The organism is Corallococcus sp. M7, assembly GCF_054512695.1.
The window spans coordinates 4730909-4748034 of the sequence record NZ_CM137252.1 but is presented as its reverse complement, the minus strand read 5'-3'; the positions used below and the strand labels follow the sequence as shown (position 1 = coordinate 4748034).

The 17126-nt window shown below is 70.5% G+C and carries 9 protein-coding genes; 5 read left to right on the top strand and 4 right to left on the bottom strand.

All coding sequences use genetic code 11. The features are described 5' to 3' along the window. Positions 1–26 precede the first annotated feature (26 nt). Entirely contained in the window at positions 27–2549 is a 2523-nt protein-coding gene (mxcH, locus tag ACX114_RS19085) for a TonB-dependent siderophore myxochelin receptor MxcH (RefSeq protein ID WP_459299736.1), read from the top strand. Between the two features lie 54 nt (positions 2550–2603). Next, complete coding sequence (locus ACX114_RS19080; RefSeq protein WP_459299734.1) at positions 2604–3902, top strand: hypothetical protein; 1299 nt, start codon at positions 2604–2606, stop codon at positions 3900–3902. Between the two features lie 71 nt (positions 3903–3973). Here the strand turns inward: ACX114_RS19080 and ACX114_RS19075 are convergent, their stop codons facing one another. After that, positions 3974–6007, bottom strand: a complete 2034-nt coding sequence (locus ACX114_RS19075) for a membrane dipeptidase (protein ID WP_459299732.1) — start codon at positions 6005–6007, stop codon at positions 3974–3976. Positions 6008–6161: 154 nt separating this feature from the next. Here ACX114_RS19075 and ACX114_RS19070 point away from each other — a divergent pair, with 154 nt between their 5' ends. Further along, on the top strand, positions 6162–7292 hold the full coding sequence (locus ACX114_RS19070) for a hypothetical protein (protein WP_459299730.1): 1131 nt from the start codon (positions 6162–6164) through the stop codon (positions 7290–7292). Between the two features lie 4 nt (positions 7293–7296). Here ACX114_RS19070 and ACX114_RS19065 read toward each other — a convergent pair whose 3' ends face one another. From ACX114_RS19065 to ACX114_RS19055, 3 genes are all read right to left on the bottom strand, one after another. Next, positions 7297–10083 carry a hypothetical protein gene (locus tag ACX114_RS19065; protein WP_459299728.1) on the bottom strand — a complete coding sequence of 929 codons (2787 nt, stop codon included), beginning with the start codon at positions 10081–10083 and terminating at the stop codon, positions 7297–7299. Next, positions 10080–12719, bottom strand: a complete 2640-nt coding sequence (locus ACX114_RS19060; protein ID WP_459299726.1) for a hypothetical protein — start codon at positions 12717–12719, stop codon at positions 10080–10082. The genes ACX114_RS19065 and ACX114_RS19060 overlap by 4 nt, the downstream gene beginning before the upstream one ends. Positions 12720–12832: 113 nt before the next feature. Next, positions 12833–13195, bottom strand: a complete 363-nt coding sequence (locus ACX114_RS19055) for a YciI family protein (RefSeq protein ID WP_459299724.1) — start codon at positions 13193–13195, stop codon at positions 12833–12835. 126 nt (positions 13196–13321) lie between these two features. On the opposite strand from ACX114_RS19055, the gene ACX114_RS19050 reads away from it, so the two are divergent. Both ACX114_RS19050 and ACX114_RS19045 read left to right on the top strand, forming a co-directional pair. Next, positions 13322–15763, top strand: coding sequence for a penicillin acylase family protein (locus ACX114_RS19050; protein ID WP_459299723.1), 2442 nt, complete (start codon positions 13322–13324; stop codon positions 15761–15763). A 55-nt stretch (positions 15764–15818) separates the two neighbouring features. Beyond that, positions 15819–17087 carry a polysaccharide deacetylase family protein gene (locus ACX114_RS19045; protein ID WP_459299721.1) on the top strand — a complete coding sequence of 423 codons (1269 nt, stop codon included), beginning with the start codon at positions 15819–15821 and terminating at the stop codon, positions 17085–17087. The last annotated feature ends 39 nt before the right edge of the window (positions 17088–17126 follow it).

The window sequence follows — 17126 nt, the reverse complement described above, 5'->3', positions numbered from 1 at the left end:
AGCGCAGGTGGCGGTCCCAGGTGGGCGTGGCCCTGCTGTCTTCCGTCTGCTTCGGGGGCCTGGCGCACGCGGGCACGACGCAGGCGGAGGCTCCGGCGGCCACACCCGAGGCAGCTCCAGCGGCCGCTCCAGCGGAGCCCGTCATCGAGCTGCCGAAGCTGATCCACGCCGTGGAAGCGCCCTACCCCGAAGAGGCGGAGCGCGCCCGGTTGGAGGCGAACGTCCGCCTGCGCCTGCGCGTGGACACGCAGGGCGTGGTGACGGAGGCGGAGGTGATGGAGCCCGTGGGCCACGGCTTCGATGAAGCCGCGCGCACCGCCGCGCTCCAGTTCCGCTTCACGCCCGCGAAGCGCAACGGTGTCCTGGCCCCCGCGCGCGTCACGTACACCTACGTCTTCCAGCTCCCCGGCCGCTCCAAGGCCGTGGCCGCCACGCCCCCGCCCGCGTTGTCCAGCGGCCCGAAGGCCACGGCCTCCCAGGAAGACGAGGCCACGACCGAGTACCAGGAGGACGTCGAGGTCACCGCCGTGGGCGAGACGCGCGCCGAGCGCCGCCGCAAGTCCGCGGAGGCCGTGCACGTCATCGAGCTGGAGCAGGCCAGCATGGAGTCCGCCGACCTGGGCACCGCGCTGGCGCGCACGGAGGGCGTGGACGTGCGCCGCACGGGCGGCCTGGGCAGCAGTGCGCGCATTTCCATCGCGGGCCTGTCGGATGATCAGGTGCGCTTCTTCATCGACGGCGTGCCACTGGAGTTCGCGGGCTACGGCCCGGGCCTGGCGAACGTGCCGGTGAACCTGGTGCAGCAGATGGAGGTCTACACGGGCGTGGTGCCCATCCGCTTCGGCGCGGACGTGCTGGGCGGCGCGGTGGAGCTCGTCACCGACCAGGACGTGCGCGGCTCGGCCGTGGCGGGCTCCTATGAGCTGGCCTCCTTCAACACCCACCGCTTCACCGCGAGCGGCCGCCACTACCAGGACTCCACCGGACTGATGGTGCGCGCGCACGGCTTCTACGATGACGCGCGCAACGACTACCCCGTCAACGTGGAGGTGCCCAACGACCTGGGCAAGCCCGTGCCCGTGGAGGTGCGGCGCTTCCACGACGGCTACCGCGCGGGCGGGGCCAGCGTCGAGGCGGGCTTCGTGGACAAGCCCTGGGCGAGGCGCCTGCTGGTGCGCGGCTTCTTCAACGCCGCCGGCCGCGACATCCAGAACGACGTCAACATGGAGTCCGCCTACGGCGAGGTGACCACCGCCGACGGCTCCGCGGGCGCCACGCTGCGCTACGCGCAGAACTACGACCCGGGCGTGAGCGTGGACGCGGTGGGCGGGTACACGTTCCGCCGCAACCGGTTCCTGGACATCGGCTCGTGCGCCTACGACTGGTACGGCCGCTGCTTCCTCACCCTGCCCCAGCCGGGGGAGATCACCGAAGGCGGCACGGAGCGCTACGTCAATCAGCACACCGCGTTCGCGCGGCTCAACGCCGCCTGGACGCCCGTCCCCGGCGGCGCGCACACGCTGCGGCTCGCGGTGTCGCCCACGTTCGTGGCGCGGACCGGCGAGGACCGCCGGCTCCAGGCGAACAACCAGCCGGATCCGCTCTCCGCGCCCCGAGGCGTGACGTCGCTGGTGACGGGCCTGGAGTACCAGCTCGACGCCATGGACGGGCGGCTCCAGAACATCGCCTTCGTGAAGGACTACCTCCAGGACGTGCGGGCGCAGAAGCTGCTGGCCAGCGCGGAGTTCCTGGACCAGGGCCGCACCGCGCACGAGCTGGGCGTGGGGGACGGCCTGCGCTTCCGCATCACCCCCGAGCTCAGCGCCAAGGCCTCCTACGAGTGGGCCACGCGGCTGCCGCGCCCGGATGAGCTCTTTGGTGACGGGAACCTCATCGACGCCAACCTGACGCTCCAGCCGGAGACCAGCCACAACTTCAACCTGGGGCTGGGCTACGCGGGCGCGGAAGGCCGCGCCGGCAGCTTCCGCGCCAACGTGGGCGGCTTCGCCCGGCTGACGGATCAGCTCATCATCCTGATTGGCCAGGGCAGCTCCTTCACGTACCAGAACGTCTACGGCTCCCGTTCGCTGGGCGGAATGGGCTCCGTGGGGTGGACGTCGCCGGGCCGCTACCTGAGCCTGGATGGCAACGCCACGTATCAGGACCTGCGCAACACCTCCGGCGAGGGCAACTACGCCGAGTTCAAGGACCAGCGCATCCCCAACCGTCCCTACCTGACGGCCAACGGCAGCGCGCAGGCCCGGGTGTCCGGCCTGCTCAAGTTCCAGGACGAGCTGCTCGTCACGTGGCGCACGCGCTACGTGGAGAGCTTCCTCATCTCCTGGGAGGCGCTGGGCAACGACGAGAAGCTGGGCATCGACTCACAGCTCACGCACGGGCTGGCGCTCACCTACGTCATCCGCGACATGACGACGCGGCTGAGCTGGACGCTGGACTTCCAGAACATCACCAACGCCCAGACCTACGACTTCTACGGGGTCCAGCGCCCCGGGCGGCTCATCGCCGCCAAGTTCACGCTGGAGCGCTGAACATTGCCTTCCTGTCTTTCGCCGCACCCACACCCCACCTGAAAGGGAAGTCCTTTGAAGCCTTCGCCCTTCTTCCGCACCTCCGCGCGTCTGCTCCTGACGCTCTCCCTCGCCTTCACGGCGGCGGCCTGCAGCGACGACGACGACGACACCAACAACACCCCGGACTCCGGCACGTCGACCGACGCGGGCACCAACACCGACGCGGGCACGGACACCGACGGTGGCACGACGACGCCGCCCATGTACGCGTTCGTCGCGCAGGTCAGCGTCGAGGGCAACTCCACGAGCTACGTCATCCTGACGGAGACGCTGGATCCGGCCACGCCGCTGTCCACGGCCAACGCCACGCAGATCAACGGCCGCGCGCTGGGCTCCGGCATCTCCAAGACGGGCTCCATCTTCGTCTCCAGCAGCGCCGGCGCCACGGTCACCCGCTACAACCTGACGGCCAGCAACACGCTGGAGAAGGCCGGTGAGGTCACCTTCGCGGGCAAGGGCGTGACCTCCATCGGCGAGTACCAGAACCAGTTCCAGTTCGTCTCCGAGACCAAGGCCTACTACTTCGACGGCCGCAACTCGCAGGTCATCATCTGGAACCCGAAGGACATGACGCTGACGAACAGCATCTCGCTGCCGGCGATGACCGTCACGGGCAGCTCGACGACCTTCGCCTCCAACCCCATCCGCGTGGGCACCAAGGTGCTGATGCCGCTGGGCTGGCGCGCGGGCGCCGCCGTCACCAAGAAGGCGGGCATCGTCGTGGTGGACACCGCGAACGACACCGCGGAGGTCGTGACGGATGAGCGCTGCGGCTACGTGCGCGACGGCATCGTGGGCACGGACGGCAAGGTCTACCTGGCGACGGAGGCGTACGGCGCCGCGGAGAAGCGCGTGTCCGGCTCCAACCCCAGCGTGCCCACCCCCTGCCTGCTGAAGTTCGACCCGGCGACGAACAAGTACGACGAGACCTTCTTCAAGGAACTGAGCACGCTGACGAACGGCGGCGCCACCGGTTCGCTGCTCGCGGTCCCCAACGGCACGGGCTACCTGCGCGTGCTGGATGAGACCGTCTACCCGGTCGCGGCGGACACGGTCGCGCGCACCCTGGCGAGCGCCGTGGCCTGGAAGTGGTGGAAGATCGACCCGGCCGCCGGCACCAACGCGACGCTGGTGGACACGCTGCCGGCCAGCACGGGCAGCTCCTTCCTGTACGAGCTGAACGGCCGCACCGTGTTCAGCGAGTTCACCAACAACAGCGGCACCACGAACTACCGCGAGCTGTCGGACCTGAGCGGCAACCTGGTGGCGACGCACCAGGGCCTGTCGTTCTCGTTCCTGCAGCTGCGCTAGTCGTCCAAGCCGCCTGAAACATCCGGCCCCCGGGATCCACGAATCCCGGGGGCCGTTTCATTGCGGGCGAATCACGTGCACATCAGCCACGAGCACTTGCCGGACTGGCACTCGCGGCCGGAGGAGCACAGCGAGCCCTTGGGGCGCTTGTTCACGCACTTGCCGTCGTTGGTGCCCCAGCCGCAGAACTGGTTCGAGGCGCAGTGCGAGTCCGTGGAGCAGGTGCAGACACCCGGGATGTCGCCGCAGCTGTCCATCGCGCTGCACAGGCTGGACTTGCACTCCTGGTCGAAGCGGCACGTCTCCGACACCAGCTTGGTGCTGGGGGCGTAGGCCTTGCCGCAGATCTTCGGGTACGCCGCCTCGCGGGTGGCCTTGGCGACGTAGGGGTCGACGCCGCCGGTGTCGATGTCATTGGCCGCGTCCGCCATGCCGGTGCGCGTTCCGTTGGCGCGCTCCCACATCCGGATGAAGTTCTCCGAGGAGCCCTCCAGGCCCGTGGTGTTGACGCCCAGCTGCTTCAGGTCCTTCACCACGTCCGGCAGCAGGCCCACGTGGGCCAGGCCGTACACGTCGAAGTCGGTGCCCAGCGGCGGCGGGCCGGAGACGCGCTGCTGCTCCTCCTGCGAGTCCGCCTCCGCGCGGAAGCCCGCGGAGCACGCGCCGAAGTCACCGAAGCGCGGGCGCGTCTGCTGGATGAAGCCGTTCAGGTCCGCGCCGAAGCCCATGTTGACCTTCAGGCCCTGGCGGCCGAACTCGTAGGCCTGCGCGAGCGAGCGCGTGGAGCCCTGGCAGTTGTTGGCCACCGGCGTGCGGTTGTAGTTGCGCGTCTCGTCGTGCGCGGTGCGCAGGCCGAACATGCCGCCCGTCTGGCGCACGTAGCGGACCACCCACGACGGCGTCGTCTTCTCGTTGGCCGCCAGCTCCGGGTTCATCACCTCGCGGAAGTGGCCGTGGGAGATGTACAGCGGGTAGTACGTCCGGGCCTGGGACAGGGCATAGGCGTCCTGGACGCTCTTCTCGGACATGTGGGCCATGTCGATGAGCATCCCCTTGTTCATCATCTCCTGGACCAGCGCCTTGCCGTCCGCGGTGAGGCCCTTGGTGTTCTTGCAGTTGGCATCCACGTCGAAGCCCAGCGTGAAGCCGTTGCCGGTGAGGCCGCAGTCCGTGTCGATGTGACAGTTCTCCAGGAACTGGGCCACCTGGAAGATGGCGTTGTGCGGGGCCGCGCCGCCAAAGCGGTTGTCCAACTGGTGCACGGGCTGGAGCGAGCGCACGCCCAGCGAATAGACGCGGTTCAGCTCCGCGCGCCAGTCCTTGGTGCCGAAGAGCTTGCTGGACTCGATGGAGAGCACCATGGCGAGCTTGCCCTGCGAGATGATCCGCCGCGCGTCCGCGGGCGACAGGGCGATCTCCGCCCAGTCCGTGCGCGCGTCGAAGTCGCGGGCCATCTGGAGCTGGACGTCCACGTCCATCATCTCGTCACAGGGCCGCTTGAGGTTCTGGTACGGCAGCGCCTTGCAGAGGAACTCGTTGCTGACGAGCGACACCATGACCAGGGACATGCCGCCCTGGCGGGCCTTGTTCAGCCAGCCCTCCCACGCCTGCTGATGCGCGATGGTGTCCCAGCGCGGCCACTGGGTGGGCGTCTCCATGCGGCCCAGGTGCAGGCCGGTGTCACCCTCGGTGCCCTCCACCTGGCCGATGACCTCCGACGCCACCGCGCCACCCACGCCGAAGACGTCGGACAGGATGGGGATGCCGCCCAGGTTCACGCTGCCAGAGTTGGGACAGAGGTTGAGCATGTCCCGCAGGTCCATGCGGACGCGCGCGTGGTCGCTCTCCGGCATGCCGCCGTCACAGCTCGCCAGCGTGCCGGTGTGGCCGCCGTGGAACCACCCGCCGCCAAAGGCCTCTTCCGCGAACATGTGGTGGTGCATCTCCGCGAAGCCGCTCACCGCGAGCGGCTGGGCCACCTCCGCGGGCGCCTCCACGGGCGCGGACGGCTCGTCGGTGACGGGCCCGCAGGCCAGCGCGAGCGACGTGGCCGCGAGCAGCGGTGAAGACAGAAATCTTGAGACAATTCGGGAGCGACGCGACATGCGATGCACCTTTCCGGGGTGGAGGTGCACCGGGCGTATCAGCACCCGTTCCAGCTAATCAAATCTCACGGCCTAAGCGCGGTGACGCAAGACATTGACGCGCTGCGCGGCACGGCGGGTTGTCACCCGCTCGCGCCGTGGCCATGTGTGCTTCATGGCGGCCACCGACACGCTTCCAGACCATCCGTTGCCGGAGCTGCTGAAGCGCGTGGGCTTCCGGCGGCGGCGGCGGGGGTTTGGCTCGGCCACCCAGCTGCTCTGGAACAGGGTGGAGAGCAACGCCTCGCTCCTCGAGCTGTGCCGGATCCGCAAGGACCTCACCGACGAGGACGAGACCCTCCTGAGGCAATGCCAGGAGAAGCTGGACGCGGCGCGCTGGTGCCTGGACAAGCCCTTCGGGCGCTGGTCCTTCTCCTTCTGGGAGCTCATCCACGAGGTGGACGGGCTGCTGCTGCTCGTGATGCCCGCGTCCATGCTGGTGCCCCGGGCGCTGGAGATCCAACAGCAGTTCGAGCGCCGGGTGACGGACTCCGCGCGCGCCCAGCTCTGGCTCGGCGCGGACAGGACGAGCGGTCCCCTGCCAAGGTGCGTGCGGGGGCTCACCCGCGTGGACGAGCCCCCGCCGCTCGGCGCCGAGCAGGGCCGGTATTGCCGCAGCGTGCTTCGCGGGGCGCTCGACACCGTCAATCAGCAGGTGGACAAGACGTTCTGGCAGCTCTCCATCAATGTCTCGCTGCAGATCTTCAGCACGCTGCTGTTGCTGGCGGTCTTCAGCATCTCCTTCCTGCTGCTCTCGCGGGAGCTGATCCAGACCTGGCCGGCGGAGCTGATTCCCCGGGGCCTGTTGCTGGTGGGCTTCGCGGGGACCTCCGGGGCCATCATCTCCAACATGCTGTCGAAGGAGCGCTTCGTCGTCGCCACGGGGGCGACGGGCCGCTTCTTCGCCTACCACCTGATGGTGAAGCCCGTCATCGGCGCGTTCGCGGCGCTGATGCTCCTGTTCCTGGAGCAGTCGCGCATGCTGCTGTCGGTGGACACGCGGACGGGGAGCACCGGCGTGGATCCCAGCCCCGCCCTCTTCCACATCGTCGTGAGCGACAACCAGGCCGTCTTCTTCACGCTGATGGCCCTATCGGTCGTCGCGGGCTGGTCCGCCGACAAGCTCCTGGGCTCCATCATGGACAAGGTGCTGGGCCGGCTCCTCGGCCAGTCGGAGAAGGTGCTGCCTCCGTCCAGCCCCGCGGGCACGACTCCGCCTCGCACGCCGGCGCCGGCGGCGCGGTGAGGCCTCAAGCGGGCGCGGAGGCTTCGTGACGGGGCATGGCCCTCCGGGCGAAGCGGGCCAGCGCCGCCAGCAGCTCGTCCGCCATGTGCAGGGCGTTGGGGCGCCAGGGCGCGGTGAAGCGCGCGTCCATGCTCGTCTGGCGGATGTTGGACAGCCACTCGTGCACCACCCGCTCGGAATAGCCCGCGCTGCGCGCCGCCTCGTGCAGCAGGGAGTACTCGCGCAGCAGGAAGGTGGAGAACGTGACGGGGTCGTCCGCGCCCAGCGCGATGGGCACCGGCGGGGGCGCGCTGTCGTCCGCGCGCGGGGGATTGAGCCGCAGGATGGGGTGGTTGCGCAGGTCCAGCAGGTTGCCGATGAGCAGGTTGCTGGACGGGTTCACCTCCACGACGGTCCCCCGCGCGCCCACGTGCCGGCGCATCGCGTCCTGCACCGCCCGGAGCGCTTCCACCTCCGACGCATCCAGCGGGATGTCCACCAACTGCTGCCCGCGCTGGAACACGCGCTCGTCCTCCCGGTAGGCGATGAGGAGGCTCCGGACCTGCTCCGCGTTGAGCACCCGGGTCCAGTCCAGCCGGCGGAAGGTGCGGCTGAAGGCATCCAGCCCCACGCCGCCCTCCTCCCGCGCCAGCGGCGGGAACCAGAGGGTATGCAGCACGTGGTGCGCCTCGGCCAGCACGTGCGGCGCGACGCAGTCCCCGAAGACGGACTCGGACAATTCGCGCAGCATGTTCTCCACGCGCTGCGGGCGCCCGGGAGGTGCCTCCGCGGCCAGCGCCGGTGGCAGCCGGTAGTCGCCGTAGAGACGCCACTCGAAGACCAGGTCCCACAGCCGGTCCTCGGCCGGCATCATCACCGCGCCCACGGACTCGGCCCACATCCCGGGCTCCACGCCCAGCGCGGTGGCGTGGCCCAGCCGTCCCCCCGTGCGGTCCAGCAGGTAGTGCAGGCTCTCGTAGATGCGGCGCAGGCCCTCCATGAGGTGCCGGTAGTCCTCACCCACGTGCGACGTCAGCCGGAGCGGCGGCGCGCCCCGGGCCTCCCGCCTCGTCGCGGCGCGCGCGGCGCCCCACCGCACGTAGCGGTACAGCGGCGCCAGCACCCACGTGGGCACGCTCAACTCGTCCGACGCCACGTCCAGGCCCCGCACCAGCCAGAGCGACAGCGGCACCGCCTTCAGCAGGTCCACCAGCGCCTCCACCTGCACCGACTGCGCGGCGAAGTAGTCGGAGAACCGTCCGCCCAGCCGCACGCGTCCCTCGGGCACCGGCTCCGCGTACGTCCCCATGCCGTGCGCGGGCGGCTGCCCTTGCGTCCAGTGCCGGCCGGGGTCCCGGGACTTGATGAGGTGCATCACCACGCCGAACTCCGGCGGGCGCCCTCCGACGGCGCGCTCTCCCGTGCGGCCCAGCACGCCCCGCCACGAGCGCATGAGGGAGGACAGTTCCTCCGCGATGAGGATGGGGTCGTTCGCGAGGCTCGTGCGGACCTCCAGCGCGGCGATGGGCTGGTCGCCGCCCGCCACCGCGTAGGACACCTCCGCGCGCACGGCGCGCAGGGGGCGCTTCATCGCGCCCGGACGGCCATAGAAGCGGATGAACCACTGGAGGCCCGCGGTCAGCGGCCGCTGCACGTAGGCGCGGTAGCTGAGGCACCTCACGCGCTGGACCTGCCAGAAGAGCCGGTCGAAGTGCACGTCGTGGAGGCCCGCGCGCTCCATGCGCCCCAGGTGGTTCAGGCCCGCGCGCACCAGCCAGCGCTCCCCTCCGTTGGGGCTGCTCAGGCGCAGCCGCAAGGCGACCGGATCACACCGCCGCCACACCTCATCCAACGTGGCGGGCGGGTCGGTCACGTTGCGGACCGCCAGCGGGTGGAGGTCTTCATAGAGGCCGCGCAGCTCATCCAACTCCGGGAGCACCTCCCGGCGGCCCCGTGAGAGCGCCTCCAACGCGCGGGAGAGCACGCGCCGCCGCTGGGGCAGCCACGCCTTGGACTCGGAGAGGCCGCGCACGAAGTCCAGGAGCGGAGGCGTCTCGCTGCGCAGCAGGACTTCCGCGAGGACGCAGCGGGTCGCCGCCGTCGCCAGCAGCCAGCGCAGCATCACCGCCCCTTCGTCGAAGGGAAGGCCCGGCCCCGTCAGGGTGCGCGGATCCAGGCCCGCGTCCCCCACGGCGGACAGCAGTGACGCCCACAGGAGCGGGAAGTCCATGCCCGCGCCGACGTGGTGGTGGACCTCCGCCACGCCCCGGTCCAGCAGGTGGCGCACCAGCAGCGGCGGTTCGATGTCCACGCGCGTGGGAGGCGGCTCCACCGGCACGGCCGCGAGCAGCAGGTCCTCCGGCATCGCGAAGGTGAGCCAGCGGTAGTGCGTCAGCGCCTCCACCGCCTCCGCGCCCGTGCCCTGGAAGATGACGGTGACGCCGGGCCTGCGCTCCAGGTGCGTGTCCGCCAGGTGCCGCAGGTAGTGGAACATCGACACGCCCGTGCGCGGGGCCTGCCGGTGGCTGGCGTGGCCTCGCGAGGGGAACCAGAACGCGTCGCGCACGGCGATGATCCGGTCCAACGACCAGCCGCTGGCGTGCTCCGACAGGCTCTTCTCGCACTCGCGCCAGAGCGCGCGCGTGGGCTCGCCGGAGGCGCCTTCCAGCGACGGCACCAGCTCCGTCACCGCCGAGCGGAAGGCCCCGAGGCTCGTCAGCGGGAAGCTGGCGACCTCGGCTCGCACGTAGGCCTCCGGGACGCGGCGCGGGGCCAGGTTTCCCGGAGGGGGGCGCGCGCCCTCGTTGCTCACGGGTGCTCATCCGTGGACGGAGGCGCCATGCGGGGCGGCGCGCCCATCACCACCCCCACCAGCGGATCCCCGTCGTGGTCCATGACCGTGAACCAGGCGTCCACCAGGGTGTCGAGCCAGCCGTAGTACGTCTCCGACGCGCGCCCACCGCCCGCGCCGAGCGCCTGACGCAGCGACTCCGCCGCGCTGGAGCGGTTCACCGCGTCGCGCACCCGCTGCTGCCGGAAGGCCGCCAGCCGGGGCGCCTGGGCGCGCCAGTCCTTCATCAGCATCTCCCAGCCTTCATTCGGGCTGGCGGCTCCGGGCGGCTGGCGCAGCAGGCTTCGCGCATCGAAGGCGAGCGCGAACTCCGGCAGCACCTGGAGCGGCAGCGTGTCACGAAGCCAGGTCTGCGCCGTCCAGAGCCGGTCGTATCCGGCGCTGTGCTCGCGGATCCGCGAGACGAGCTCCGCCATCGTGTCGCGCACCTGCTGCTCATAGCGCTCCAGCGCGAAGGCCAGCCGCGGAGCCTTCAGCACGGACAGGGCGCCCTGGCGTTCATCCCCCCAGTGCCACTGCCCCAGCGCCATTCCGGCCACGGAGCAGATGTTCTCCACCCACGCGGCCTGGATGAAGCGGGCGCGCAGCGTGACGTCTTCTCCGTTACCCGCGGTGAGGAATCCCCTGGAGAGCCGCACGAGGAACGCGCGCCACTGCGCGGTGAGGATGGCGAACTCGATGAAGGTGTTCCACGAGGGGGGCGTCCACCAGAACGCGGCCTGGACGAATGGCTCGCCGCGCGCGCGGCCCGACCAGAACTCGTGCACGGTGACGACCATCTCCGGGCTCATCTCCAGGGCCGTCACGTCCGCGCTCAGCACGCGGGGCCGCTCGAAGAGCATCAGCACGTCATGCAGGACCATGAACCAGCCGGCGACGTTCGCGGGCAGCGGCGCCTCGCGACCGGGCACCTCCAGGTCCTCCAGCATCAGCACCACCTCGTGGAACCGGCGCAGGTGCACCTCCGTGCCCAGCACCCGGGCGTGCGCGCCGATCCCGTCTCCTTCGGGATCGCGCGGCGGCGCCTGGAGGACGCCGTGGAGGCTGGTGCGCTTGGAGCGGCGGATGGGCTTGCCCGTCAGGTCCAGGCAGACGCGGCCCTGGTCGTCCATCCGGAGGATGCGGTGGTGCAGTTGCTCGCTGGCCCAGGCCGGCAGGTCGCTCTCGTCAATGGCGTTGCGGAGCATCTCCGACGCGATGCGGACCACGGGCTCGCCCTGCTCCGGCGAGGCGCCGGGGGTGGGCGCGCCAGAGGACAGGACCTCACGCCGGACGGCGTGCCACAGGTCCTGCAGGGTGCGCGCGGGCAGCGTGAGCGCGAGCCGCCCCACGTGGTGGAGGAGCGGCTCGTCCGGACGCTCTTCGGCTTCGCGGGCCTCCGCGTCGTCGTTGCGGAGGGCTTCGCGGTAGCAGCGCGCCACGTCGGGCGCGAGCCGGCCCTGCAAATCGAAGAGGTCCGCGAAGGTGTCCAGCACGCGCGACTCCGTCCGCTTGCCGGCCGGGAGCCGCAGGCGCCGCAGCAGCGAGCCCAGCGGCTCACCCCGGCCATCCACGGGGAAGCGCCAGGACTCGTGGGGCTCCACCAGGTCCAGCGCGATGCGGTAGCTGGGCGGCAGCGCGCGGCGCAGCGTGGTGGCCGCCTGGCGCCGGGCGATGGCGAGCGTCTCCTCCTGCCCGCGCGCGCCGATGCCGGCCTGCCCGGAGATGATCAGCTCCTTCTGGAAGGAGCGCTCCATGAAGCGCTGGAACTCCTGGTGGCCGGCGGCCAGGACGAACCAGAGGTGGCGGCTGGCCACCATGCGCGTGAGCTTCACGATGTTGTAGAGGTGCTCGATGCTGCGGTCCACGTTGTCGATGGGCAGCACCAGCAGCACCTGATCTCCACCGGACGCGCCGAAGCGCGGCATGGACAGCGTGCGCGCCACATCCTCCATGGCGTCGGCGAAGCGCGGCTGGAAGTTGGCGTAGATCTCCGATGCGCGGATCTGCTGCTCCGCGCGCACGCGGGCATCGGTGGTGGACGGGATGTCCTCCCACATGAAGGACGCGTCGCGGATGAGGTGATCCAGCTTCCCCCACGTCTCCTCCGCGCCCTCTTCCAGGATGGAGGTGGACCACCGGGCGGACTCGCCGCGCGCGCCCTTCGCGCGGCGGGGCTGGTCCAACGCGGCCCGCACGCGGACCAGCAGCGTGGCCAGCAGGTTCGCCTGCGTCGGGACGGGCTCCAGGTCGAGCGGCTCCAGCCAGAGGATGCGCCGCTCCAGCCGTTCGAGCGTCCGCGACAGCGTGGCCACCTCCGGACCGGACGCCCCGGCCACGAAGGACTTCCAGTCCCGCAGCGCCTGCACGGCGCTGAGCAGGAGGGTCGTCTTCCCGGAGCCCCGGGCGCCGGAGACGAGGAGGCTGGTGGAGAGGTGTTCGGTGCTGACCGCGTCCGCTCTGTCCTCGCAGGCCGCCTCCAGCCAGGAGAAGAGCTCCCGGAGCCCCTGGCGGGTCGGCGTCAGCAGGTCGCCCCACGCGAAGGCCTGCGCCTCCGGCTGGGGCGTGGGCAGGTACGGCTGACCCGCCTCCGGGGCATCGTGCGGTGTCGTGGCCATAGCCCCGGAGGATGGGCGGGCGACTGCGCCGTGCGAATCACCCTGGAGTCAGGCGGGATGTCACACGGTGGAAGCAGCGTGGGCGCGGTGTGCACCCGCCCACGCCGCACCGCTCACGGGTCGTAGCAGGGACCGCTCTGGCGGACCTCGACGGTGGACCACTCCGCCGCCGGGCACTGCGTGGCCCATTCCACCGCCTCCTCACGCGTCTTCACGTCGATGAGGAAGAAGCCGCCGATGATCTCCTTGGACTCGGTGAACGGCCCGTCGCTGAAGCTGAGCTTCCCGTCACGCCGCTCCACCCGGATGCCCTCCGCGTCCGAGCGCAGGGAGTCCGCCGCCTGGAGGATGCCGCGCGCCTGGAGCGACGCCCCGAAGCTCCGCATCCGCTCCATCCGGTCCGCCGCGACGCGCTTCTCTTCCACCGTCTGGGGCTTCCCGCCACCGGTCTGCATCACCACCAGCATGTACGACATGGTCGGCTCCTTGTTGGGGCGCAGCCTATGCCACCGGTCCCACGCGGCCGCCACTACCCTCGTGGTCGAGGATACCGGGCTTAGAACGGATATCCTTGTCAGCCCTGTTTGCGAGGCTGACAACCCATGCGCACATCCCGAATCCCCCTCTCCCTGTTGCTGACCCTGACGGCGTTCGGCGGCTGCCGGAACGACGACCCACCCGCATCCACCCCGCTCAAGGCCACCCTCCACCGCACGTCCTACGGCGTCCCTCACATCCAGGCGGATGGCTATCGCAGCCTGGGCGCCGGCATCGGCTACGCGCAGGCGCAGGACGCGGTGTGCATCCTCGCGGACCAGTTCCTCAAGGTCCGTGGCGAGCGCGCCCGCTATCTGGGCCGGGGCCCGCAGGATGCCTTCCTCGAAAGCGACTTCACCTACCTGGGGCTCGCGCTGCGGGCCCGCGCCGAGGCCGGCTTCGCCGAGCAGTCGCAGGAGCTGCGCGACCTGGTGCAGGGCTATGCCGCCGGGTACAACCAGTACCTCGCGGACGTGCCGGCGGATAAACGTCCCGAGCCCTGCCGGGGCGCCGCGTGGGTGAAGCCCATCAGCGCGTACGACCTGATGGCGTACCACCTGGACCTCTCGCTGTTCGACACGCTCATCCCCCTGCTGGGCTACGTGGGCAACGCGCAGCCTCCGAGTGCCGAGACAGGAGGAGAGCGGCTCCAGTCGAGGCCGCTCGCGCTGTCGCCGCGCAAGGATGAGCTTGGCAGCAATGGCTGGGCGCTGGGCCGCGAGAAGACCGCCAGCGGCCGGGGCATGCTCGTGGCCAACCCGCACTTCCCCTGGGAGGGCAGCCTCCGCTTCCACGAGAGCCACCAGCTCATCCCCGGCAAGCTCGACGTGTACGGCGTGTCCCTGCTGGGCGTGCCGGCGATCAACATCGGCTTCAACCGGGACATCGCGTGGACACACACGGTGACGGCGTCCAGCCACCTGACGTTGTACCGGCTCAAGCTCGTGCCGGGAGATCCCACGGCGTACGTCTATGACGGAGCCACCCGCCGCATGACGTCGCGGACCGTCACCGTCAACGTGCGTGGGGACGACGGCGCCATGACGCAGGAGACGCGCACCTTCTGGCGCAGCCACTACGGCCCCATCCTGGCCGGCCCCGGCGCGGACTGGACGGGAGAGACCGCGTACACGACGCGCGACGCGACCGAGGACAACCCGCGCTTCGCGGAGCACTGGGTGCGCCTGAACACGGCCCACGGCATCAACGAGGCCGCGGACGTGGAGCGCACGGTGCGCGGCGCGCCCTGGGTGAACACGCTGATTACAAGCGCGGAGGGAGACACGCGCTACGTGGACGCGTCCCGGGTCCCCTACCTGAGCCCCGCCACCGTCGCGGCGTATCGCGAGTCGCTCGAGTCCACCCCGGACGCGCCGGTGTTCGCGTCGCTGGGGCTCGTCCTCCTGGATGGCAGCACGTCCCGCGATGAATGGGTGGGCCTGGACAGCGAGTCGCACGGCCTGGTGCCCACGGACGTCATGCCGCAGCTGCGCCGCACGGACTTCGTGATGAACGCGAATGATCCGGCGACGTTCACCAACCCCGCCCAGCCCCTGCTCGACCTGCCCTTCCTCTACGAGATCTTCGGGACGCGCGGCCGCATGAGCACGCGCTCGCACATGAACCTCACCCTCATCACCGAGCAGGGTGACACCGCGGCGGCCGGGAGCGACGGGCGCTTCACGCGCGAGGAGGCCGAGCAGGCCATCCTGAGCAACCGCACCTGGGTGGCGGAGCAGCTGCGCACGGCCGTGGTGCAGCGCTGCCAGGGCGCGGAGCCCATCGTCGTCGAAGGCGCGCCGGTGGACATCGCGGAGGCGTGCCAGCTCATTTCGGCGTGGGATGGCCGGCTGGATGCGGACCGCACGGGCGCCATCGTCTGGCGCGAGTTCCTCAATGGCTTCAACCGCTCCGACCTCGTGGACCGGGGCGCCCTCTTCGCGCAGCCCTTCGATCCGGCCCGGGCCGCGGTGACGCCGGCGGGCCTGGTGCCCGCGCCGGAGTCCGGCGTGGATCCGGTGAACCAGAAGCTCGCGGAGGCCGTGGCGCTCCTGGGCAAGGCGGGCATCCCGGTGGGAACGCGGCTGGGCGACGTGCAGTTCGCCTGGAAGGGAGACCGCAAGGTGCCGCTGCACGGCGGCGCGGCCTTCGAGGGCGTCACCAACGTCGTCGGCTATTCCGGCGCGAACGCGACGCTGCTGCCGCAGTCCCAGCCGCAGGGCCCGCTGCTCTCCCCCGGCACGGGGCTCACGCCGGAAGGCTACCTGGTCGACTTCGGGACCAGCTTCCTCATGGTGATGGAGTTCACGCCGGAAGGGCCCAAGGCGAACGCGGTCCTCTCCTACGCGGAGTCCACCGACCCCGAGTCCCCGCACTTCGCGGACCAGACGGACCTCTTCGCCAACAAGCACTTCCGCCCCGTGCTCTTCAACGCGGCGGACATCCTCGCGGACCCGGCGCTCACGACGCTGGAGCTGCGCATCGACGCCACGTCGAAGCTCGAGTAGCGGCGCATGCACAGGTTGTGGGTGAAGCCTTCGTGCACAAGGGGGAGCACCCACCATGGAACCCACGACCCGAGCCACCGCCCTCCTGCCCGGCCAGGTGGTCGTCTCGCTGAACTTCGACGACTGCCTGTCCTCCCAGCTCATCGCGGCCTCCGCCCTGGAGGCCCGCGGCATGCGGGGGACGTTCTTCATCAACAGCAGCCGGCTGGGGCAGTCCGGCCGGCTCACGCTCGACCAGGTGCGCGCGCTCCGGGACAAGGGCCATGAGATCGCGGGCCACACGCTGACCCATCCGCACCTCACGCAGCTCTCGCCGGATGCGCAGCGCAAGGAGATCTGCAACGACCGGGTGGCCCTGCTGAACGCGGGCTTCCGCATCACGTCGTTCGCCTACCCCTTCGGCGACAAGGACGCGACCACGCGGCAGGTCGTCATCGACTGCAACTACAACTCCGCGAGGGAGAGCGGAGGCCTCAGGACCACCTCCACCGGGAGCAGCCCGGCCGCCGAGCCCGTGCCTCCCGCGGACGCGTACGCCATCCGGACCCACGGCTCCGTGCAGGCCACCACCACGCTCACGGACCTGAAGAACTACGTGCTGCGCGCCGAGGAGTCCGGCGGCGGCTGGGTGCCCATCGTCTTCCACCACATCTGCGGGCCGTGCGACCCGCCGCAGACGTATTCCATCTCCCCCGCCAACCTGACGGCGTTCCTCGACTGGCTGGCCCCCCGCGCCTCGCGAGGCACCACCGTGGCCACCATGGACGCCATCATCGGCGGCGTGCTCAAGCCCCCGGTGAGCTGGCCCCCCACGCAGCTTTTGAAGAACCCGTCGCTCGAAGCGGACAGCAACGGTGACGGGACCCCGGACTGCTGGCAGCGCGGCGGCTTCGGGAACAACACCTTCACGTGGACCCGGACGTCGGACGCGCACGGCGGCAGTTGGGCGCAGCAGGTGCGCATCACGCAGATCACCGACGGAGACCGGAAGCTCATCACCCGCCAGGACGACAGCAGTTGCACGCCCACGCCGGTGACGGGGCATCACTACCGCATCACCGCCTGGTACAAGGCGACGACGCAGGTGCGCTTCAAGGCGTACTACCGCACCAGCACGGGAGCCTGGACCTACTGGACCCAGGGGCCGCTCCTGCCGCCGCGCAGCAGCTACACCTTCGCGGAATGGACCACGCCCGCGGTCCCCTCCGCGGCGAAGGTCCTCAGCATGGGCCTGTCCATCGACCAGGTCGGCACGCTGACCATGGACGACTTCGCACTCTCCGACGTGGATGCGACCGTGGCCATGTCCGCTGGGATGTCTTGATAATCCGTCACTCCCATGTATCAGTGACTTGCGTTGACA

Bases quoted from the DNA above. Each gene is read 5' to 3' on its own strand.
- ACX114_RS19075 (WP_459299732.1), bottom strand. From the start codon at position 6,007: ATGTCGCGTCGCTCCCGAATTGTCTCAAGATTTCTGTCTTCACCGCTG.
- ACX114_RS19060 (WP_459299726.1), bottom strand. From the start codon at position 12,719: ATGGCCACGACACCGCACGATGCCCCGGAGGCGGGTCAGCCGTACCTG.
- ACX114_RS19070 (WP_459299730.1), top strand. From the start codon at position 6,162: ATGGCGGCCACCGACACGCTTCCAGACCATCCGTTGCCGGAGCTGCTG.
- ACX114_RS19055 (WP_459299724.1), bottom strand. From the start codon at position 13,195: ATGTCGTACATGCTGGTGGTGATGCAGACCGGTGGCGGGAAGCCCCAG.
- ACX114_RS19050 (WP_459299723.1), top strand. From the start codon at position 13,322: ATGCGCACATCCCGAATCCCCCTCTCCCTGTTGCTGACCCTGACGGCG.
- ACX114_RS19045 (WP_459299721.1), top strand. From the start codon at position 15,819: ATGGAACCCACGACCCGAGCCACCGCCCTCCTGCCCGGCCAGGTGGTC.